The sequence below is a fragment of the Agarivorans sp. MS3-6 genome (assembly GCF_054112545.1).
In genome coordinates, this window is the sequence record NZ_CM134202.1 from 233,353 (window position 1) to 253,195 (window position 19,843).

Genomic DNA, 19,843 nt, shown 5'->3' on the forward strand with positions numbered 1-19,843 from the left:
TTCTAAACAAATATTTAAATGACTCACCATGATGGTGATACAGATGGTTTAATATGGTGCAAGCTGAGTATCAGCAACAAGGTATTAACGACTTATTAGCCATATCGCTTATTAATTCTACTTAGCCCCTAAAAGTAACAATCTTCTTATTTTTATAAACATCTCCTATAAGCGGGTAAATCCATCATTTTCGGCTTCAGAAGTTAACTATCATCTTGGTTGTTATATCATCGAGAACGCAATGACGAAGCCAAAACGTTGTTACCTATTACACGCTGACTCTTCACTCAAATATCAGCTGGATAAAACACCCTCTATTAGGCTATGGACATAAAAAAACCAATAAACAGGGTTTATTGGTTTTTTGCTTCGCAATATTTCACTCAGTATTTAACTAAACAAAACACTCTGCATAACTACTACACTCCACACAACTTGGTGCCCGGCATATATAATCTCCCCCTTGTTCACACAGTTGCCGATAAAAGAAACGTTTCCAACGCATGTTCTTGGTATTCATGGCATGCAGCTTAGGGAAGTTATGCCTAATCAGTTCACTTAGTTCGGCACGATTACTTAACCCTAAACTGCGCCACAAGTGAATTTGAGACAGGCTAGCACTGGCAATAATAACCGCCATTTGAACAGCATAGGGTTCTTCATCATTGGCATATTGCATCAGTAAAGCGATCAGCTCATTACGTTCTTGGGCGCGTAAATCAGAAACTTCCGCAAATACCGCAGCCCGTTTACGAATTAGTTGATGACTTGGCTCTAGCCATAATAACTCTTGCTGTTCCACTTCGTTGTTATTGATGACACGTTTTAATTCAAGATAACTGGCGTTATCTAAACCTAAACCATGCGGTAACGAGGAGCTGCCAGTTAACTGAGCAATACTCATCTGACGAAACCATCGACGGTTTTCCACGGATATTGGCTGAAAAATATTACTTAATGCCCCTAACCATCTTTGACTAATAAAAGGGGGGTAAGCATTTGCATTAGCGTTAGTGCTACTCATAACAACGCTCCTATTTTGTCATCGCTATAACATGACTTTTTTGAGGTATACCACTTAATGAACCCGGTGGATTAAGCGCCCGCCCCTGATTATCGGTAATGGCAGTTTCCACCGGACAAATTTGTCCACATTGAGGTCCATTAGTGTTGCTACGACATTCATCACAACGATGCTCAACGATCATGAAGCCTTGCTCGGCAACTGTCACCGCATTTTTAGGGCACACTTCTTTACAGGCAAAACAGCCAATACAGGCTTGGGTAATTGATAATGCCATTAGCTACACTCCTTTCCACCGCATCCAGCATTTGCTGCGTTGGCCACTAATAAATGATGCTGATTGCTTTGCTCTGATTGCATTTGTTGCTGAATTTGCCGCAAGGCATCCGATATGTCGCGCAAGGCATAATGGGTATCGACCTGCAATCCTAAGTCTTCTAACTCTTGCCTTGGAGCTAGGCCTATTCGGCTGCATAGCAACAAATCAAAGTGTGCCAGCTGATTTAAGTCTCTATTAGCTTTATCGTCGTTGCATTGCTCATCACCCCGGCAATATTGCTGCCAACTAAAATTAGCTTCGGCTTGAATGCTATTTTCGGTAATAAGGTAATGCTGAAATTCTGTGGCATAACCAAAATGCTGGTCCACCAGCAGATTGCTTTTACTAGCAACGGCAACCCTAATTTGCGGTGGTAAGGCTGGTTCTACATTCTCTAGGCTATTAATATCAATATCTTGGCCCAACTTACCCACTGCATCTGCTCTACATTGCTGACAATGCGTCATTTGCTGCATACTTTGGCCTGCTTTCTCACGCGCCGCGCCAAGCATTTCACTGCTCGGTTCTCTTTGCCCCATCAAGCCAAAATAAGTACCGTGCGCGGGGTCAGAAATCAGCGGCATAATATTATGAATAAAGGCGCCATATCGCCCCAGTTCAATCGCTAAAGACTCAATATGATGATCATTAATCCCAGGTATTAATACGGTATTCACTTTTACCAACATGCCAGCGTTAATCGCGGCCTCTAAACCCAATAGTTGCTGATCAATCAGAGCTTGAGCAGCTGCTCGCCCGCGTAAACGCTGTTGATTAAAGTAAACCCAGGGGTAGATATTTTTTCCTATTTCGGCGTCAATACAGTTTATGGTTATCGTTAAGTGCTTAACCCCTACCTCGAGTAACTTATCTATATGCTCAATCAACGCTAAACCGTTGGTCGAGATACACAAATGCACATCGGGATCTGCTGCAGCGATAGCCTTTAAACTGGCTATCGTTGCTTTAGGATTGGCTAATGGATCACCCGGACCGGCAATGCCCACCACCTTCGTTTCGGGCACGTGCTGTTTCACTTTAACAAAACGCCTAGCAGCCATCGCTGGGGATAGCAATTTCGACACCACCCCAGGGCGAGTTTCATTGCTGCAGTCAAACTTTCTATTACAATAATTACATTGAATATTACAAGCAGGCGCAACGGGTAAGTGAATTCGTGCGTACTGGTGACCTTCTTTAGAGAAACAAGGATGAGTGGCAACCAAAGCCGCTTGCGTATCTGCCTTTAGCTGTGAGGAGTCAGGCTGTTTGCCATCAGTCATTTTATCTAGCTTCATTAGAGTGTCCCTAAGCTGGTTTACTTACTACTAGCTCTGCAAAGCGCATTCCAAATATGAACAAACAACAAAACCCTATAAAACAAACACTTAATCAAAAAAAATCTTTGTAAATATACATCGCTGTCGCATTTGTCGTAAACGCGACAGCGACAAACTTACAGTTGGCGCACGTTAATATTCATCACCTGGATCCGGTAAGCGATTTGCCTCGGCGTCATGTTTAACAAACGCGCGGCTTTAGCTTGTACCCAACCCGCTTGCTCTAGTGCTGCCACCACCCTTTCTCGCTCGTCCATATCAGGGTCTTCAATCAACGCTTTATCCACGCTGGGGCGGCGACTAAAATTTTGGCCCTCAATGCCATCAATAACGATCAAGTCTTGATCGATAATCCCGTTTTCGCTCATCACCGATGCACGTTCCAGTAAGTTTTCTAATTGGCGAACATTACCCGGCCAGTCATACGCCATCATCATGCGTATCGCACTGTCGGTTAACGACAACTTACGACGCTGCTGTTTACTCAGCTTTTCAATCAGGAACTCCGCCAAATCAGGCAAGTCTTCGATGCGATCACGTAATGGGGGCGGAAACATTGGCATCACATTAAGTCGGTAATACAGATCTTCTCGAAAGCGATCTTGTTTCACCTCTTCCTCAAGGTTACGGTTGGTCGCCGCTAAAATTCGCACATCAACAGTAATGGTTTGAGTACTGCCAATGCGTTCAAACTCTCCTTCTTGTAATACCCTAAGTAACTTAGCCTGAAAAGCCGCCGAGATCTCACCGATCTCATCTAAGAACAAGGTACCACCGTCAGCCATTTCAAAACGCCCCTTACGCTGCTTTACCGCTCCGGTGAAAGCTCCTTTTTCATGGCCAAACAATTCAGACTCCAATAAATTGTCAGGTAAAGCTGCGCAGTTAAGCTTTATAAAAGGTCCGGTCGCACGTGGCGAGTTATAATGAATAGCATTAGCAATCAGCTCCTTACCGGTTCCAGATTCTCCGCGAATCAAGACCGTGCTATCCCATTTCGATACCAAACGGATCTGTTCAAATACGCGACGCATCACCTGAGAATGGCCAACAATATTATCTAAGCTGTAATTGCTTCTTACCTTACGCCTGAGCCTATCTCTCTCGGCTTCTAACTGATTGGTTTGTACCGCAACGTCTTTAGCTAATAAAACACTTTTAGCGATTAAGTTGGCGGTCATCTCTAGGAAACGGGTGAACAAGGCCAACTTTTCAGGATCGTCAATTTGCGGTTGGGCGGCCAATACTCCTAATACCTCACTAGACTTTTTAATTGGCACAGCAATAAAAGGTAAATCTAAGGCGTACAAATCAAGCTTGTCGGCAAAACGTAAGTCATTAGAGACTTTGCTCAATACAATTGGCTGCTTTTGGGTTAATACCGTACCTACAATCCCTTCACCGGGGCGATAACGAATATTTTTCCCCATAGAATCACCGAAGTTATTTGGGGTATGTACCGTATCAATAGTCAGTTGATCTTCATTTTCTGAGATTAAAGCTAACATCGCATGTTGCAACATTGCCGTGTCATGCAGAACCTGTAGAACTTTGGTGACACTTTGCTTGTAATCTAAGCTATTAGTTAGCACGCTGCTAACTTCATACAGAGCAGCTAAATGACTTTCTGCAATGCGTGTTTCGCGTGTTGTTGAATATTCCATTATTCACCCCGCTTATTACTGCGTAGAGGGAGTACAACCTTGGCTTTACAGCCACCTAAAGATGTTGCTTGGTATTGCACGGTACCGCTATGATCGCTCACGACTTGTTGAACAATACTTAACCCCACCCCTCGACAGCTGCTGCTGCCCAATGGCTTAGTGCTATAAAAAGGTTCAAATACTTTTAGTTGTAGTTTTTTATCAATGCCAGGGCCGCTATCTTCCACCGATATCTCGATGTCGCCTTCAATCACTTGGGTTGAAAATACAATATCTCTGCGCTTCATCTTAGCGAAATCAATCGCTTCAATAGCGTTATCTAATAATTGTTTTAACGCGACTCTTATCCTTGAAGGCTGGCCGGTAAAAGCGGGTAAAGTACCATTCAAATTGAGCTGAATGGCAATGCTACGCGACAGTAAACGCTGATTGCTCATCTCGGTCACTTCGTGCACCAATTGATTAATATTAACCGACTGCATCGCTTCATAAGGCTTTTGTGGTAAGGCATTTTGCAACTGAACGATAGCCGCATTTCCTGCATTTAGGCCCGCTTGCATCGCATCAATGCGAGAGCATCGATTAGCGCCACCACAAAACATGGTTAAGGCAGAATCAATCATATTGATCGGCCCTTGGATCTGATGAATAGCAGCATGCAGTGCCTCTTGCATACTATGGAGTGCTTCAGACTCAGCCGTAGAACGTTGTAGCTCGATTATTCTCTGCTGCTGTTGGCGCCGTTGTTCGCGGGTAAACTCACTTAGCGTAAGCACCAAATAACGACTCGTCGTAGGCGTAAAGTAATCATCTACATTGCCATCATTGAGCTGTACTGCCGACAAACAGCAAGAAAACCATCGTTTATGGCCACCGTTGCCAACCTCCAAGTTAAACTGCTGTCCATCAGCCAACTGCATGAACGCTACACCAGCTTCATTTTCACCAGGCTTGAATTGCTCCGCTACTAGATCAACAGGCTCACGTTGAAAATCAGACGCTAAGGTCTTATAAGACAAGTTATCTAATACCACGGTTTGGCTGTCATCGATCAAGGCTATCGCAACCGGCGCGGTATTAAGCACCGCTTCAACCATGGCTTTTTGATTAGCTACTTTTGTCTGATTGTCATGGCGCCTACTTATGTCACGGTGCATACCTACATAATGAGTAATCTCACCAGCTTTGTTATATAGGCCTTTTATAGACACTTCAGCCAAGTAGCGTTGGCCGCTTTTTTTACGATTAATCAGCGTACCTTGCCAGTTTTCGCCTGCAGAGATGGCCTCCCACAAGCCCTGATATACACCGTGTGGCGTGGTTTTAAAACTCAATAAAGAGTGCTTTTTACCAATAACTTCAGCCGAACTGTAACCCGTCACCTCAGTGAAACACTGGTTAACGTAGAGAAAATTGGCGTCTAAATCGCTAATAGAAATAGCTATCGGAGCTTGTTCTACCACTTGTAAATACTGCTCAGATAAACCTGACAGCCCTTCTTGACCTGCCAGATGAAGAGTCTGCTCTAGGCTTGTTTCTGCGTTTGGTCCTAATTCACTCATGAACTGCCTTCCTTTGCATTAACGCTAATGGTGACCTTAATGGCTATAATGCAAAGGCTATTCCCACATGCCAACACCGCGTTATCAACGGCTTAGTAAGCGATGATTGTTTGATTTACAACAAACTTGATTAAATTATCGGTAGGTTTTGTCAGCTTTATCACCAAAAGTCACCGGCAAATATGCCAATCAGAAGCCTGCGTAACACGCTAAATCAAGGCCTTACTCCCTAAAATGGTTCAATTTGCCCTGCTTGGTACAACACCTGCAATTTGCTAGTCATGGTAATTATTGGAAGTAAAACATGGGTGAATATCTCTTAATCTTCATTAGTACTGCTGTGGTAAACAATGTCGTGCTGGGAAAATTTCTCGGACTATGCCCTTTTATGGGCGTGTCTAACCGAATAGACAGCGCCTTAGGAATGGGATTAGCCACCACTTTTGTACTGTGTTTAGCCGCTGTGGCAGCCTGGTTATTGGAAGCGCTGATCCTTGTCCCGCTAAATCTTCAAGTGATGCGCATATTAGTATTAATTCTAGTCATCGCCGCAGTCGTTCAGCTCACCGAGTTGCTCATACAAAAAAACAGTCCAGACCTTTATCAAGCCCTTGGCATATTCCTTCCCTTAATCACCACTAACTGTGCGGTATTAGGGGTAGCCTTGTTAGTGGTTCAAGACAACATGAATCTATTAGCCACATTATGTTACGCCTTTGGCTCAGCACTCGGTTTTAGCTTAGTGATCGTGCTATTTGCAGGGTTACGCCAGCGCTTGAAACTGGCAAAGGTCCCTGCTGCATTTAGCGGCTTACCGATTGCCTTTATTACAGCAGGACTATTGTCGATGGCCTTTTTGGGCTTCAGCGGCATGGTTAAATAGGAGCACTTTGGATGATGATTATTTCAATATTTTTATTAGTGGTGATCGGTGCCAGCTTAGGCGGCTTACTTGGCTGGGCCTCTAAAGCGCTCAAAGTAGAAGGCGACCCTAGGGTTGACGAACTAGAAGCCATGTTACCCGGTGGACAATGTGGACAATGTGGTGAACCAGGGTGCCGGCAAGCCGCCGAAGCAATGGTAGCAGGGCGATTATCGGCGCAAAGCTGCCCGCCTGGTGGTGCGGGCTTAGCCGGCTCTATCGCTTCGTTGTTAGGGCTTGAGTTAAGCAGCGAAGAAAATAGCACACCTTTAGTTGCTTATATTGATGAGTCCAACTGCAGCGGATGTACCCGTTGCTTTAAAGCATGCCCCTTTGACGCCATTGTTGGAGCCACTAAACAAATGCATACCGTTATAAACCACATTTGTACGGGCTGTCGTCTCTGCGAAAAAGCCTGCCCACAGGGTTGCTTGTCTATGCAAACACAAGCCGTTCAGCTAAATACTTGGCAATGGCCCAAACCACAAGTGGCTTAAGGAGGCAGTATGTTTAGATTAAAGGCTAGGCCATTCAGTGGCGGTGTTCACCCTAAGGGCTTCAAAGAGTTAACCAATAAACAAAGCATTGTTAAGCATTTTAGTCCTGACCGCGTGTATTTAGGCATGCAACAACGCAATGGTTCAATGTTGCATTGCTTGGTCGCAGCTGGAGATAGCGTTTATAAGGGGCAGTTAATTGCCAAAGGCAGCACCGAGATGACCGTGCCTTTGCACTCTCCGGTTAATGGCACGGTGTTAGAAATAAAACCCTACCTGAGTAGCCACCCAGCCGGAATTAAATGCCAAACCTTGGTTATCTTGAATAATGCAGTGAATCACTGGGGAGTGGATTACCCGCCTAGCGATTATCGAAAACTTACCCCCGAACAAATTGTACAGCGGGTACTAGATGCCGGCGTTGTGGGGTTAGGCGGGGCGGGTTTCCCTAGTGGCATTAAATTAAGGTTGGCCCGTAAAAGCCATGTGCATACCTTGCTTATCAATGGTGGTGAATGCGAACCCTACCTCACTTGTGATGATAGGTTGATGCAAGAACATGCTGCTGAAATCATTGGTGGCATCAATATGATGCTAAAAGCAATTGGCGCCACTAAAGCGGTGATCGCCATTGAAGACAATAAACCGCAGGCCATTGCCGCCATGACTAGCGCTTGCGAGCAGCAGCATAATATCCAGTTAAAAATGGTGCCTAGCCTCTATCCTATGGGCTCTGAGCGTCATCTTATTAAAGCGGTAACGGGTTTAGCCATTCCGCCGGGGCAGCTCAGCACCGCTAAAGGTATTCTGGTGCACAACGTTGCTACTGCCAAAGCCATATACCAAGCAGTAAGATTTCAACGTCCACTGGTGGAAAGAGTGATCACCGTTTCCGGTGATGCGGTAGAAAAGCCGAGTAACTTAACGGTACCTATTGGCAGCTTAGTCTCGCAGGTATTGGCTGAATGCGGCGGCCTAAAAGCCGAAGCAAACCGGATGATTGCAGGTGGCCCTATGATGGGACAAGTATTGCCCTCTCCGTTTGTTCCTGTAGATAAAAGTATTGGTGGCTTACTCGCCTTAAGTGATGCCCAGATAAACAAACGAGAATCACAAGACTGTGTGCGTTGTGGTAACTGCGTAAAAGTATGTCCGATGGGTTTAATGCCTTTTCAGATGGCCGCTCATAGCAACCAAGGTGACTTTAGCGGCGCACAACAATTTGGCCTCGACGCCTGTTTATTGTGTGGAGCCTGTAGTTATATTTGCCCCTCTAGCATCCCCTTAGTTCAATACTTTCAACATGCTAAATCCAATGTAAATGCGCAACGCAGCATGGTGCAAAAATCTAACCTTGCTAGGCAGCTTACAGATGCCCGCCAACAACGTTTGGCTAAAGAACTAGAAGCTAAAAAAGCAGCAAAAGCCGCCAAACGTAAACGCCCAGCAAGAGCGCCACGCAACCAAGGAGAACGCTAATGCTTAACCATAACCCTATTGCCGCTCCACACACTCACTCGGGGACGTCTACCACCAATATCATGTATTGGGTGATCGCAGCACTTAGCCCAGCAGCACTCTACGGAGTATGGCTGTTCGGACTTCCCGCGTTGTTGGTCATGGTCAGTTGCTGCGTTACGGCTTGGCTTTGTGAACTGTTTTGCTTATTACTGCAGAATAAAAATTGGCAGCGTAGCTTTGATGGCTCAGCATGGCTTACCGCACTATTACTGGCGATGAGCCTACCTCCCACAACACCCTGGTGGATAGCCGCACTAGGTACTAGCTTTGCCATATTATTAGGCAAACAAGTGTATGGTGGCCTGGGGCATAACCCCTTTAACCCCGCCATGTTGGGCCGAGTGATGCTACTGATTTGTTTTCCTGTGCAGTTAACCGATTGGCGTAGCATTTCTCCCCCGATACTTAGCGATAACGGCCTTATTTTTAGCTCCGCTTGGACCGGTATTGATGGAACCAGTGCCGCGACCCCCTTAGCCGATCTCAATCAAATTCAAGATTTAGCGACACTATTCACCGGCCAACATGCGGGCAGTATGGGTGAAACCAGCGCTTTATTGATTGCCCTTGGCGGGGTATTTCTGATCTGGCGCGGTATTATTCGCCCCTACATACCCAGCGCATTACTTTGCGGCATTGTTATACCTGCAGCCATTGCCCATCTGATTGACCCCAGCCTTTATGCCTCGCCGCTATCACACCTATTTAGCGGCGGCGCGATGCTAGCGGCATTTTTCATCGCCACCGACATGGTTACCTCACCCACCAGCCCACGTGGCCAGTGGGTATTTGGTTTGGCTTGTGGCTTATTGATTTGGTTAATCCGAAGCTTTGGCAGTTATCCCGAAGGGGTGGCCTTCGCCGTATTGATTATGAATGCTTGCACGCCGGTGATTGATCATTATTTACGCCCCACCATCTTCGGTATGCCAGCACCATTCAGCCGTTCGAAAGGAACCAAATCATGATGCTTCCCTGTATAGAAAAACATATCGACAGCACCTTATATCAATCTTTGTCGCTGGCCTTTGCGGTAGCGATTGCGAGCGTATTGTTGCTGAGTCTAAATATGTATACCGAGCCAGCAATAGCTCAGCGTTTAAATGAAGATAAGTTAGCTGCTATTGACTTAGTCATGCCACAGCAGCTCTACCAAAACCCGATGTTAGCGAGTGAACAGGTGTTTACCGTTCAGCACCAGCAATACACCCTATACACCGCTCTTAATCAAGATAGTGACGTAAGTGGTTACGTGGTGCAAACCCAAGCCAGTGGCTACGCAGGGCCAATTGATTTGCTGATTGGTGTCGATGCTGATCTAGCCATTCTAGGCGTGAGAATTTTAAGCCACAGTGAAACCCCGGGATTGGGTGACAAAATCGAAGTGGATAAATCTTCGTGGGTATTAAATTTTGCCGGAAAAAGCCTCACTAATACCCAACCATCAGCATGGAAAGTGAAAAAAGACGGCGGTGAATTCGATCAATTTACAGGTGCAACCATTACCCCTAGGGCGGTGGTAAACACCGTTCATCAGAGCTTGTTAGATCTTAAGCTTCAAACCCAACACGCTACCCAGCAAGGAGGCTAACCATGAGTCGCTACTCTTCAATTATTGCCGATGGTTTATGGAACAATAACGTGGTGCTTGGCCAATGTTTGGCTTTATGCCCCTTACTCGCAGTTACCTCTAGCGCCACTAACGGCTTAGGGCTTGGCCTAGCCACTCTTGCTGTGATGGTATGTGCTAATGCGGTTAGCGCCCTCATAAAAAACTACGTTAGCCGAGCAGTACGTATCCCAATTAATATTCTAATGATTGCCACACTGGTAACCATTACCGATTTAGTGCTAAACGCTTGGGTGCATCCGCTACATAAAGTCTTGGGGCTGTTTATCCCGCTGATTGTAACCAACTGTGCCATTTTAGGCCGAGTCGAATCCTTTGCCAGTAAGCAAAAATTACTGCCCGCTATTGTTGATGGCGCCGCCATGGGGATTGGTTTCACTTGGGTATTAGTCTTGTTAGGTGGAATACGAGAAATTATTGGCTCGGGCACCTTGTTTGCTAATGCCCATATTTTACTTGGCCCAGCATTTAGCAGTATCGAGCTAACCATTATCCCAGACTACCATGGCTTATTGTTGGTGATACTCCCCCCCGGTGGTTTTTTGGTGCTAGGTGGTCTACTCAGCATTCATCGTTTAATTCAGCAGTATCTTCAGCAAAAACAACAAACACACGCAAGCTGCTGTGTTGACCCAACAACTTCAGCTTAGGAGTAAACCTCTATGATAGTGAGTATTGCCTACGCCACCCCCGCACAACAACTGTGTATCAATGTAGATGTGGTGCAAGACAGTAGTGTCATTAATGCACTGCATCAATCTGGCATATTAGAACTGTGCCCTGAGATAGAACTCGACAAACAAAAATTGGGAATCTTCGGCAAATTTGTCACCTTAGAAAGCCTATTGGTTGAGGGTGACCGAATAGAAATATACCGGCCAATTACTTGGCAACCCGATTTGCTAGACGACGATGATGAAGACGATGACTAAGGTCGATTATTCTCCCGTCAACTCAAAACAGCCATTGTGAGTTTTGCTACATGGCATATTACTACAATGTAGCTAGGGCACAGAGGAAATACAAACTAAACCATTGTTAAATAACAAATAAAATAAGGATTGATAATTGCAGTGTTAAGTTTATTACCTATTTAAAGGAGTACTACCATGGCAGATATAGGCATTTTTTTTGGTACCGATACCGGTACTACACGTAAGATAGCAAAAATGATCCACCAGCAATTAGGTGCCGATCTGAGTGACAAACCGCTAAACATTAATCGTGTTGACGTAGACACACTCAGCGACTACAAAATGCTAATTCTAGGCACCCCAACACTGGGTGAAGGGCAACTTCCTGGGCTAGCATCAGATTGCCAAGCAGAAAGCTGGAACGAGTTTTTACCGCAACTAGAAAGTGCTGATTTTTCGGGCATAAAAGTCGCCTTATATGGCTTAGGCGACCAAGTAAACTATGCCAGTGAGTTTGTCGATGGCTTAGGTGAACTCTACGACACTATCGCCGACATAGGTGCCGAGCTAGTAGGAGAATGGCCAGCAGAAGGTTACACTTTTGATGACTCTGCAGCGCTACTCGAAAATGGCAAATTCGCTGGTTTAGTGTTAGATAACGATAACCAAAGCGAGCTACATGCTGAGCGTTTAAGTGGTTGGCTAGAGCAAATTAAAGCAGAGTTTGGCGTTTAAACCCGTAGTTTAAGTGCTCATACCAAAGAATTCCGGTAGTAGGCCAACTCGCCGGAATTCTGCCTCAAGCATTAAGTTAATTCTCTGTTTGGTGCCATATCAACCACGACCAAGCAACACAACCAGACACTCTATGGTCGCTAGCAATGACCACAGGGGCCTTACTCCCTCCGCCAAAAACAGGCCCTTCAGCCTTTTTCCCTGATACGTTCAAAATTAACTAAACTTAAAAAACACGCCTTGCAACAAACATAAAGATATAACCCGTCTTTTAAGGGGGCAGCAATGGACCAAGAACCCGCAATAGTCAAAGAGATAAACAAAGAAATATCTGACCGTTACTTATATTCGAAGTTTGATTTTATTTTTAATCATATCCTCTTATTTATCGTAGTTGTGGCGAGTAGTTTCCCAGCATTCGCACAAATATTCGGTGATGGCCAAAGCAAGTTAACCGCGGCCATTGCCGCTATTCCCGCATTTATTTTGTTGTTCCAACGCACCTTTAAATGGGAACAACGTGGCGAATGGCACTGGGACTATCGTAGGCGACTGATGGCTATTTCTCGGGAAGTAAGAGATCAAGGCTTGTCAGCCGAACAGGCAAGTAAAAAGTTAAATCAACTTGAACAGGAACTCGCCGGCAGCTTTCCTGGTGTAAACTACCCTGCCAGCAAAGAGAAATAACAGCCGATTAAGGTGTATCCATGAAACTAACGACATTTAACCCAGAATTCACCGATGAGCTGATTGTATTTTTCAGCCAAGTATTTAGTGACGCCGCGAATCAAGCTGAGGGTAAGCTTATCGGTGATTTAGTCGCTAAACTTATTACCACGACAGCTCCGCAAGATATCGTTGGTTATCTAGCGATAGACGATGGCATGATTGTGGGCAGTATTTTTTTTAGCCGCATGAGCTTAAGCAACCAACAACATGCCTTTATCTTATCTCCTGTCGCCATTGCCACTAAGCATCAAGGCAAAGGCATTGGTCAGCAGTTAATCAAGTTTGGCATTGAGCAGTTAAAAAGCATCGGAGTTGAACTGCTGTTTACTTATGGAGACCCCAATTTTTACTCTAAGCTCGGCTTTAAGCAAATCAGTGAAACATTAATTAAAGCGCCACTTATACTCAGTTATCCCGAAGGCTGGTTAGCGCAAACACTGAATGGCAAATCAATGACAGCTATAGATGGAGAAACGCAGTGTGTTAAGGCTTTAATGGATCAACAATACTGGTAAAATCAAGCGCATAGTTGAATTCACACCCAAGCATGAGACACTAGCATGAACACCAAATACATCGATGAGGGTTACCCCCTACTCTATTGGGCAAAGCTGATTGAAGCAATATGCCCAAAGTGTGCAGGTGTTGGCGTAATAAGAGGTAAGCCTGATCATCGTGACTGGCACGCAAGTTTTATGTGTGGTTGTTGCCATCACTCGTTAACATCAGAACGGGATAAATGGCATGGCCCATTAAAGGCCTTTGGCAGCCGCCCTTGTAGTCGATGTGGCCATCAATCGGTGTTAGTCAGTCTTCTTTTTGACCACCCCTCGCAAATAACATCAAAGCATGGCCATGCAAAGTGCCCTGAATGTCAGTCGCTCAACGAAATAGAGCTCTCTTTTTCTCGAACCGCCCCCACAGATAATGCAGTCGACCCATTTTTTGGGCTTGAACTAGCATTAAAAGAGCCGACTCGCCACGGAGTGGTTTGGGCTTATAGCGCGCCACACTTAGCAGAATTAAAAGCCTATATCAGTGCCCAACACCGAATATCAGCTCAAGAAAAATGGTCATATTTTGGCAGGCTGCCACAATGGATCAAACTCAGTAAAAACCGACAAATGGTATTAAAAGCCATTAGTAACCTAGAGCGCAGGCTTACCACAGATACCTAACAGCCGCTTTACATGCCAGAGGAATAGATGAACTAAGCATTTTATTCATTTGAGTAGGTAACGATTAAGGGCTATTTTTATAAAAAAATATAGTGAACAACACACTTACGCCATACAATGTTGTCAGCTTCTATTGATAATGTTTTTATCTCCACTTTGACAATCCATTGGCTTAACGCGTAAGTCGAGCCAGGCTCTTTCACAGCAAAACCTTAGCTATAGGCTAAGACTTTTTTCGAATTAAGGACTATTCATGACTAACGTTTCTAAAACCCTTGGCCTAACATTGCTCGCTTCAGTTCTCAGTGTGGCCATGCCTGCACAAAGTGCCGATTTAGGCTCTTTGCTTGATTCAGCTTCATCATTAAGTGGCTCTGATAGCTCAGGTATTAGCAGTGATTTACTCGGCAGTTTAACCAGCCAGTTGGGCGTGACAGACAGTCAGGCCGCCGGCGGCACTGCCGCACTAATGGCACTGGCTCAACAGCAACTATCTAGCAGCGATGGTTCACTACTCGACAGTATTATTCCTTCAGGCGCTAGCGATTCAATGAGCACTCAATTGCTCAATCAAATTACCAATATGGAAAGTGTACAACAAGCCTTTGGCGCACTAGGCCTAGACGCCAGCATGGTTCAACAATTTGCACCGATCATTATGCAGTACTTAGGCGACAATGGTGGCGCAGATTTGTTAGGCAGTTTAACTAAGATTTGGGCGTAATTATCCTGCTAAAAACGAGTAGTTAAGGCTACTCGTTTTTTGCCTCAACAACGACTGTCTATTACACCATACACTACCGCCTAGCCAGGCCATTAATTGAGAGGCTCACTCTGGCAGATCTTCGCTAACCACTGACGCTGTCGCTGTTTACAAGCATGTTGAAATAAGGCCTGCTGGATTTTTTCTTTGGCGTGTTCAAAGGGCACTTGGTGCTCTCCAACATGCTGCTTACACCATAGCAAGTGATAACCCATCTCAGAAAGTATAGGCTGACTAAAGCTGTGATCGTTCATCGAAAACAAAGCTTGGTTAAGTTCAGGTAGCAGTTGTCCTGCTTCCACTAATCCCAAATAACCACCATTCACAGCCGTTGGGCACTCCGAATGACGCTCGGCGAGATGCTCAAAATTGTCTGCATTAACAGTGTTAGCCAGTTTGCCAATTCTGATTTTCGCTTGCGTAGCAGTATTTTCTTTAAACTGCGGGTTAATCGTAATCAGCAAATGATGTGCTTCACAGCGTGCGACTTGAGTAAATTTATCGATATGCTGTTGGTAGTAATCTTGCGCTTGTTGTACTGAGACCGGGTCGATGTCTTTAGACACATAAGCCAGCACTGCATCATTGATTAGCTCATTGGCGACTGCCAAACGCAAGCCATCCACACTAATCTGATTAGCCGTTAGCGCTGTTCTAAACTCGTCTTCAGAGTTAAAACTTTGCCTTACTAACTCAATCGCTTTGTCGAGCTGATGCTGTTCAATATGCACTTGCTTCGCTTCGGCAGAAGCCAGCACTCGCTGTTGAATGGCTTCGGTTTTGCCCACCACTCGAGCCAGCTCTTCGCACTGATGACTATCCAGCTGTTCGGGGTTTAACTCAAACAAGGATAAGCTGGTTTTCATCATTAGATAAGCCCGAGACTCGGTCAAATTGGCGGCACGGATATCGATGCTGCTTGAAGACTTATACGACATAAGACACTTCCTCCAAGGCTGCCAGCGCTCGCTCTGGTACTTCAACGTCTAATTCACCGTATTGAATACGATAGTGTGGCATGGCTTGCTCTTTGCGACGCACCGCGAGCACATCAACAATGCTTCCTTTGTCGGCCACCACCTCTCCTTGCTGAGATAAAGACAGGGTTAAGGCGGCTTTGTCACCATACTCAAATAAATTAGGCTGCCAGACTAACTCGGCATCAATTAACTCTGTTTCTTTACAGCCAATGGTTAAGCCTTTATTAAGAAACTGTATTTGATAGACAATTTGATTTTGCAAATAATATCCAGACTGACGAACATAACCGGTCGCGCCGCGCCTCACTAACAAAGCTCCTTTCTTGCAACCAGGAAAAGCTGCCGTCATTGCGAATGTTTTCTACCACCCTCACTTTACATCCATAACCAAACTTTGCGGTATTCATCTGCTTCACCTCTATTGTTCAACATCCTTCACATGCACTACAAGCTGGGGTGGAATGGGCGACCACTACCCCCTTCTCTAACAGGCAATACGCCTTGGCAACCAATACTTTGTAGTCTTGATAAGTACTCGCTGGTTGCTTGGCTAACAATTGACCTAACAAACGCAAGTACACAACACGTTTGGCTTGTATCAAGCCAGGTTTATATTCCACCTGAAAGCCCTGTAGAAAATCTTCAGCGCCACTAAAAGAAGCCACCATTGTTTCAATATTCTGTTGGTCTACCGCAACAGGCGGTATTGTATTGTTCATTGCGCTAACCCTCTATCCGCCCATTTGCTATAAGCAAGCTTGCCATTTATATCCTGATTCAACGAAGCCACACCAGCGATGCTATTGTTATAAAAACCCAGTAACTCTTGGTTAGACGGGCTACGTTTGTAGGTTTCAGCCCACTGACTCAACAGTGATTTTAATAAGCCACATTGGGCCGCAGTCAGCTGTATGCCCAAATGTTGGTAAACCGAGACAATGGCTTTGCTACCCGAGTGTTTGCCTAATACCAAATGGTGTTTACGACCCAATAGTTCAGGGGCAAAGCCTTGGTAGTTGTTAGGGTCTTTGAGTAGGCCATCAACATGAATACCTGACTCATGAGTAAAAACCTGCTGACCAATAATGCTTTTACTTACTCCCACGGTTCGCCCTGATGCTTGTTCAACCAAAGCGCAAATAGCTGGCAAACGGCTTAAGGAAATGCTTGGAATAGCGCGTTTCCCGGCCAACTGGGTAACACTTAAAGCCATGATGACTTCTTCTAAGGCAGCATTACCGGCTCGCTCACCTAAACCCGTTACCGTAGTATTGACCGAATCAGCCCCAGCCTTAATTGCCGCTAAAGTATTCGCGGTGGCCATGCCCAAATCGTTATGCGCATGCATTTCAATCTGCAGATCAGTGTGTCGCTTTAGCTCGCTGATCAACACTTCTGTCGCAAAGGGATCTAATACCCCTAAGGTATCTGCAAACCTAAGTCGCACAGCTCCCCACTGTTGGGCTTGATGGGCTATTTGATATAAATCATCAAGTTGAGCGCGCGAAGCGTCTTCCATACCAATACACACCGCTAAACCTAAGTCTTGAGCCTGCTTAATGTGACCTTCTAACTGCTTTAGCAACTGGCTTTGGCTAATCGCTAACTTTGATTGCCGCTGCTGTGCAGAGGCTGGGATAGATATATCTAGGTAATCCAGCCCCAGTCCCCCTGCCAAGGCAATGTCATCTCGATGTAAGCGACTCCACCCCATACTTTTAGTACCACTAAGGCTTGAGCAGATAGTTTTAATCACCTCTCGCTCTGCCTCCCCCATAGCTGGTACACCCAGCTCTAGCTCGCTAACACCTGCGCTTTGTAAGGCGCTGGCAATTTGCAATTTCTCGCTAGCGCTGAAAGCGACACCAGCGGTTTGTTCACCATCGCGTAGGGTTGTATCGTTAATGATTAACATCAAGCCACCCCTTCATTTATCCATATACTGGGCTAAAGCTTTCTTGGGCCGGTAAGTCGTTTGCTGCGTCCCAATAAGGCGACAACATACGTAACTTGGCGACAATACCGGGCAATACCGCCAACACTTGGTCTACCATGGCATCATCACTAAAACGTGAAAACGAGAACCGAATGGCGCCATGTGCTGCGGTGTAAGGGATGTCCATGGCGCGCATCACATGTGAAGGTTCTAAGGAACCAGAAGTACACGCAGAGCCTGAAGATGCCGCTATACCATGCTGATCTAACATCAGCAAAATTGACTCACCCTCAACAAATTCAAAGGCAATGTTACTGGTATTGGGTACCCGATGGCGCGGGTCGCCAGTAACAAAACAATTAGGCACTTTAGCCAGTAAACCTTGCTCTAATCGGTCACGTAGCATCGCAATACGTGCCGAATCTTGCTCTACCGATTGCTGAGCCAATTCAGCCGCTTTTCCAAGGCCAACAATACCACTGCTGTTCTCCGTACCAGCGCGGCGGCCGCGCTCTTGATGTCCGCCACGTAACAGCGGCCTAAATTTAGCACCACGGCGAAGATATAAGGCGCCAATGCCCTTAGGGCCATGAAATTTATGGCCCGATAAAGACAGCAAATCAATACCACTATCAGCCACTTGAATGGGCAGTTTGCCAGCCACTTGCACTGCATCGGTGTGAAATAGAATGCCCTGTTGCTTGGCCAATTCAGCCATACCGCGAATGGGAAACAAGCTGCCGGTTTCATTGTTGGCCCACATAAAGCTGGCTATTGCCACATTTGGGCTAAGCGCTTTTTGGTAAGCATCCATGTCTAAGCGACCTCGCTTATCAACCCCAATCCAATGGATGATATAACCTTTACGCTCCAACAATTGGCACAACTCTAAGGTAGCTGGATGCTCGATCACCGAGGTAATAATTTCTTTGCGTTGCGGGAATGCCTCAACCGCCGACATTATTGCGGTGCTGGTGGCTTCGGTGGCACAGGAAGTGAATATTATTTCGCTGCTATGCTCTGCGCCAATTAAGGCTTGAACCTGGCGACGTGCAGCCTCTAAAGCTTTGCCCACTTGTTCACCAAACTGATGAATTGAAGAAGGGTTACCATAGAACTCGCTCAAATATGGCAGCATAGTGGCAAGCACTTTAGGGTCAACTTGGGTGGTAGCATTATTGTCTAGATAGGCAAAATCTTTGTAATCATTCATGGTTCTACTCCCTTACGCTAAGCTCGCTGAGCCAGTTGGATACACCGTTATGCGTTCACCCAAGGCTTGGCTGAGTTTTTCTTCAATCATTGCCAAAGTACCCGCCGACAATCCACAGCCCGAACAGGCGCCAGTTAACGACAAAAACACCATGTCATCTTCAACATCAGACAGCAGTACATTGCCACCATCAGCTTGTAATTGTGGGCGAATCTCGTCTAAGGCTTGTTCAATCACGCGGATCCGCTGCACGATGGTGGTTGCCGGGCTTACGGGCGTAATAACTGGGCTAAGCTCCGCTAAAGGTGCGCCAAGGCACTCTTCTAGTACCCACTCAATCTTTTCATGGCAAGCGGCGCATGCCCCCCCCGCTTTGGTGTAATTGATCACATCTTCTAGGGTGGATAATTTGTTTTTAGTCACAACACGTTTGATCAATGCGTCATCAATGGCGAAACATTTACAAATCAAATCTCCCTCTTCGTGCTCTTCAGCCACTTCTTCACCGCGATACTGAGCAACAGCGGCGTGTAAGGCTTCCATCCCCATGACTGAACAGTGCATTTTTTCAGGCGGTAAGCCATCTAAATAGTCGGCAATATCTTTATTTGAAATACTCATGGCTTGGTCAAGAGTTTGGCCAATGATCATTTCAGTTAATGCAGAAGAAGAGGCAATCGCGCTGCCACAACCAAAGGTTTGAAATCCTGCGTCTTCGATAACATCGGTATCAGGATTAACTTTAAGTGTTAAGCGTAAAGCGTCTCCACAAGAGATAGATCCCACATCACCAATGGCGTTAGCTTGCTCAACTGCTTTGGCATTTTTAGGTGTAAAGAAATGTTCTTTTACCTTTTCTGAATAGTTCCACATACGCTACCCCACGATGTTAATGATTAAATGAGGGCAGTAACTA

At 45.6% G+C, this 19,843-nt stretch carries 23 protein-coding genes; 12 read left to right on the forward strand and 11 right to left on the reverse strand.

Annotation, left to right across the window (positions count from 1 at the left end; all coding sequences use genetic code 11):
* Positions 1–394: 394 nt before the first annotated feature.
* The 5 genes from ACVFI8_RS01100 to nifL form a co-directional block, all read right to left on the reverse strand.
* Positions 395–1,024, reverse strand: coding sequence for a nitrogen fixation protein NifQ (locus tag ACVFI8_RS01100; protein WP_457872787.1), 630 nt, complete (start codon positions 1,022–1,024; stop codon positions 395–397).
* A gap of 10 nt (positions 1,025–1,034) precedes the next feature.
* Positions 1,035–1,301, reverse strand: a complete 267-nt coding sequence (locus ACVFI8_RS01105) for a 4Fe-4S dicluster domain-containing protein (RefSeq protein WP_248715279.1) — start codon at positions 1,299–1,301, stop codon at positions 1,035–1,037.
* Positions 1,301–2,641 carry a nitrogenase cofactor biosynthesis protein NifB gene (gene nifB / locus ACVFI8_RS01110; RefSeq protein ID WP_457872788.1) on the reverse strand — a complete coding sequence of 447 codons (1,341 nt, stop codon included), beginning with the start codon at positions 2,639–2,641 and terminating at the stop codon, positions 1,301–1,303. The genes ACVFI8_RS01105 and nifB overlap by 1 nt, the downstream gene beginning before the upstream one ends.
* A 158-nt stretch (positions 2,642–2,799) precedes the next feature.
* Complete coding sequence (gene nifA / locus ACVFI8_RS01115) at positions 2,800–4,347, reverse strand: nif-specific transcriptional activator NifA (RefSeq protein WP_248715277.1); 1,548 nt, start codon at positions 4,345–4,347, stop codon at positions 2,800–2,802.
* Positions 4,347–5,909 carry a nitrogen fixation negative regulator NifL gene (gene nifL, locus ACVFI8_RS01120; RefSeq protein ID WP_457872789.1) on the reverse strand — a complete coding sequence of 521 codons (1,563 nt, stop codon included), beginning with the start codon at positions 5,907–5,909 and terminating at the stop codon, positions 4,347–4,349. The genes nifA and nifL overlap by 1 nt, the downstream gene beginning before the upstream one ends.
* Positions 5,910–6,213: 304 nt before the next feature.
* Here nifL and rsxA point away from each other — a divergent pair, with 304 nt between their 5' ends.
* From rsxA to ACVFI8_RS01180, 12 genes are all read left to right on the forward strand, one after another.
* Positions 6,214–6,792 (forward strand): electron transport complex subunit RsxA, encoded by a 579-nt coding sequence (rsxA, locus tag ACVFI8_RS01125; RefSeq protein WP_248715275.1) that lies wholly within the window; start codon positions 6,214–6,216, stop codon positions 6,790–6,792.
* A gap of 11 nt (positions 6,793–6,803) precedes the next feature.
* Positions 6,804–7,328 (forward strand): RnfABCDGE type electron transport complex subunit B, encoded by a 525-nt coding sequence (locus tag ACVFI8_RS01130; protein WP_248715274.1) that lies wholly within the window; start codon positions 6,804–6,806, stop codon positions 7,326–7,328.
* A 9-nt stretch (positions 7,329–7,337) separates the two neighbouring features.
* Entirely contained in the window at positions 7,338–8,807 is a 1,470-nt protein-coding gene (gene rsxC / locus ACVFI8_RS01135; RefSeq protein WP_248715273.1) for an electron transport complex subunit RsxC, read from the forward strand.
* Positions 8,807–9,817 (forward strand): RnfABCDGE type electron transport complex subunit D, encoded by a 1,011-nt coding sequence (locus ACVFI8_RS01140; protein WP_457872790.1) that lies wholly within the window; start codon positions 8,807–8,809, stop codon positions 9,815–9,817. The genes rsxC and ACVFI8_RS01140 overlap by 1 nt, the downstream gene beginning before the upstream one ends.
* Complete coding sequence (gene rsxG, locus ACVFI8_RS01145) at positions 9,814–10,440, forward strand: electron transport complex subunit RsxG (RefSeq protein ID WP_248715271.1); 627 nt, start codon at positions 9,814–9,816, stop codon at positions 10,438–10,440. The genes ACVFI8_RS01140 and rsxG overlap by 4 nt, the downstream gene beginning before the upstream one ends.
* Before the next feature lie 2 nt (positions 10,441–10,442).
* Positions 10,443–11,129 (forward strand): electron transport complex subunit E, encoded by a 687-nt coding sequence (locus ACVFI8_RS01150; RefSeq protein WP_248715270.1) that lies wholly within the window; start codon positions 10,443–10,445, stop codon positions 11,127–11,129.
* 12 nt (positions 11,130–11,141) lie between these two features.
* Complete coding sequence (locus tag ACVFI8_RS01155) at positions 11,142–11,411, forward strand: RnfH family protein (protein WP_248715269.1); 270 nt, start codon at positions 11,142–11,144, stop codon at positions 11,409–11,411.
* 177 nt (positions 11,412–11,588) lie between these two features.
* Positions 11,589–12,128 (forward strand): flavodoxin, encoded by a 540-nt coding sequence (locus ACVFI8_RS01160; protein WP_457872791.1) that lies wholly within the window; start codon positions 11,589–11,591, stop codon positions 12,126–12,128.
* A gap of 285 nt (positions 12,129–12,413) precedes the next feature.
* Positions 12,414–12,815, forward strand: a complete 402-nt coding sequence (locus ACVFI8_RS01165; RefSeq protein ID WP_248715267.1) for a hypothetical protein — start codon at positions 12,414–12,416, stop codon at positions 12,813–12,815.
* A gap of 20 nt (positions 12,816–12,835) precedes the next feature.
* Positions 12,836–13,372 carry a GNAT family N-acetyltransferase gene (locus ACVFI8_RS01170; RefSeq protein WP_248715266.1) on the forward strand — a complete coding sequence of 179 codons (537 nt, stop codon included), beginning with the start codon at positions 12,836–12,838 and terminating at the stop codon, positions 13,370–13,372.
* 45 nt (positions 13,373–13,417) lie between these two features.
* A complete protein-coding gene (locus ACVFI8_RS01175) occupies positions 13,418–14,035 on the forward strand; it encodes a hypothetical protein (protein ID WP_457872792.1) in 618 nt (205 codons plus the stop codon).
* A gap of 253 nt (positions 14,036–14,288) precedes the next feature.
* Positions 14,289–14,759: a DUF2780 domain-containing protein gene (locus ACVFI8_RS01180; protein WP_248715262.1), complete on the forward strand. Its 471-nt coding sequence runs from the start codon at positions 14,289–14,291 to the stop codon at positions 14,757–14,759.
* 92 nt (positions 14,760–14,851) lie between these two features.
* Here ACVFI8_RS01180 and ACVFI8_RS01185 read toward each other — a convergent pair whose 3' ends face one another.
* The 6 genes from ACVFI8_RS01185 to nifU form a co-directional block, all read right to left on the reverse strand.
* Positions 14,852–15,736 carry a peptidylprolyl isomerase gene (locus ACVFI8_RS01185; protein WP_457872793.1) on the reverse strand — a complete coding sequence of 295 codons (885 nt, stop codon included), beginning with the start codon at positions 15,734–15,736 and terminating at the stop codon, positions 14,852–14,854.
* Complete coding sequence (locus tag ACVFI8_RS01190; protein WP_457872794.1) at positions 15,726–16,127, reverse strand: nitrogen fixation protein NifZ; 402 nt, start codon at positions 16,125–16,127, stop codon at positions 15,726–15,728. The genes ACVFI8_RS01185 and ACVFI8_RS01190 overlap by 11 nt, the downstream gene beginning before the upstream one ends.
* 76 nt (positions 16,128–16,203) lie before the next feature.
* Positions 16,204–16,497 carry a nitrogenase-stabilizing/protective protein NifW gene (locus ACVFI8_RS01195; RefSeq protein WP_457872795.1) on the reverse strand — a complete coding sequence of 98 codons (294 nt, stop codon included), beginning with the start codon at positions 16,495–16,497 and terminating at the stop codon, positions 16,204–16,206.
* Positions 16,494–17,693, reverse strand: a complete 1,200-nt coding sequence (gene nifV, locus ACVFI8_RS01200; RefSeq protein ID WP_248715258.1) for a homocitrate synthase — start codon at positions 17,691–17,693, stop codon at positions 16,494–16,496. Before nifV ends, ACVFI8_RS01195 begins: the two co-directional genes overlap by 4 nt.
* 16 nt (positions 17,694–17,709) lie before the next feature.
* Positions 17,710–18,927, reverse strand: a complete 1,218-nt coding sequence (gene nifS / locus ACVFI8_RS01205; protein ID WP_457872796.1) for a cysteine desulfurase NifS — start codon at positions 18,925–18,927, stop codon at positions 17,710–17,712.
* 12 nt (positions 18,928–18,939) lie between these two features.
* Positions 18,940–19,800, reverse strand: a complete 861-nt coding sequence (gene nifU, locus ACVFI8_RS01210; protein WP_248715256.1) for a Fe-S cluster assembly protein NifU — start codon at positions 19,798–19,800, stop codon at positions 18,940–18,942.
* Positions 19,801–19,843: the final 43 nt, after the last annotated feature.

Excerpts from the sequence above, each read along its gene's own strand:
- nifL (WP_457872789.1), bottom strand. The coding sequence starts at position 5,909 with ATGAGTGAATTAGGACCAAACGCAGAAACAAGCCTAGAGCAGACTCTT.
- ACVFI8_RS01195 (WP_457872795.1), bottom strand. The coding sequence starts at position 16,497 with ATGAACAATACAATACCGCCTGTTGCGGTAGACCAACAGAATATTGAA.
- rsxG (WP_248715271.1), top strand. The coding sequence starts at position 9,814 with ATGATGCTTCCCTGTATAGAAAAACATATCGACAGCACCTTATATCAA.
- nifA (WP_248715277.1), bottom strand. The coding sequence starts at position 4,347 with ATGGAATATTCAACAACACGCGAAACACGCATTGCAGAAAGTCATTTA.
- ACVFI8_RS01190 (WP_457872794.1), bottom strand. The coding sequence starts at position 16,127 with ATGACGGCAGCTTTTCCTGGTTGCAAGAAAGGAGCTTTGTTAGTGAGG.
- nifB (WP_457872788.1), bottom strand. The coding sequence starts at position 2,641 with ATGAAGCTAGATAAAATGACTGATGGCAAACAGCCTGACTCCTCACAG.
- ACVFI8_RS01165 (WP_248715267.1), top strand. The coding sequence starts at position 12,414 with ATGGACCAAGAACCCGCAATAGTCAAAGAGATAAACAAAGAAATATCT.
- ACVFI8_RS01160 (WP_457872791.1), top strand. The coding sequence starts at position 11,589 with ATGGCAGATATAGGCATTTTTTTTGGTACCGATACCGGTACTACACGT.
- ACVFI8_RS01150 (WP_248715270.1), top strand. The coding sequence starts at position 10,443 with ATGAGTCGCTACTCTTCAATTATTGCCGATGGTTTATGGAACAATAAC.
- nifV (WP_248715258.1), bottom strand. The coding sequence starts at position 17,693 with ATGTTAATCATTAACGATACAACCCTACGCGATGGTGAACAAACCGCT.
- ACVFI8_RS01140 (WP_457872790.1), top strand. The coding sequence starts at position 8,807 with ATGCTTAACCATAACCCTATTGCCGCTCCACACACTCACTCGGGGACG.
- ACVFI8_RS01105 (WP_248715279.1), bottom strand. The coding sequence starts at position 1,301 with ATGGCATTATCAATTACCCAAGCCTGTATTGGCTGTTTTGCCTGTAAA.
- nifS (WP_457872796.1), bottom strand. The coding sequence starts at position 18,927 with ATGAATGATTACAAAGATTTTGCCTATCTAGACAATAATGCTACCACC.
- ACVFI8_RS01185 (WP_457872793.1), bottom strand. The coding sequence starts at position 15,736 with ATGTCGTATAAGTCTTCAAGCAGCATCGATATCCGTGCCGCCAATTTG.
- ACVFI8_RS01100 (WP_457872787.1), bottom strand. The coding sequence starts at position 1,024 with ATGAGTAGCACTAACGCTAATGCAAATGCTTACCCCCCTTTTATTAGT.
- ACVFI8_RS01130 (WP_248715274.1), top strand. The coding sequence starts at position 6,804 with ATGATGATTATTTCAATATTTTTATTAGTGGTGATCGGTGCCAGCTTA.
- ACVFI8_RS01170 (WP_248715266.1), top strand. The coding sequence starts at position 12,836 with ATGAAACTAACGACATTTAACCCAGAATTCACCGATGAGCTGATTGTA.
- nifU (WP_248715256.1), bottom strand. The coding sequence starts at position 19,800 with ATGTGGAACTATTCAGAAAAGGTAAAAGAACATTTCTTTACACCTAAA.
- ACVFI8_RS01175 (WP_457872792.1), top strand. The coding sequence starts at position 13,418 with ATGAACACCAAATACATCGATGAGGGTTACCCCCTACTCTATTGGGCA.
- rsxC (WP_248715273.1), top strand. The coding sequence starts at position 7,338 with ATGTTTAGATTAAAGGCTAGGCCATTCAGTGGCGGTGTTCACCCTAAG.
- rsxA (WP_248715275.1), top strand. The coding sequence starts at position 6,214 with ATGGGTGAATATCTCTTAATCTTCATTAGTACTGCTGTGGTAAACAAT.
- ACVFI8_RS01180 (WP_248715262.1), top strand. The coding sequence starts at position 14,289 with ATGACTAACGTTTCTAAAACCCTTGGCCTAACATTGCTCGCTTCAGTT.
- ACVFI8_RS01155 (WP_248715269.1), top strand. The coding sequence starts at position 11,142 with ATGATAGTGAGTATTGCCTACGCCACCCCCGCACAACAACTGTGTATC.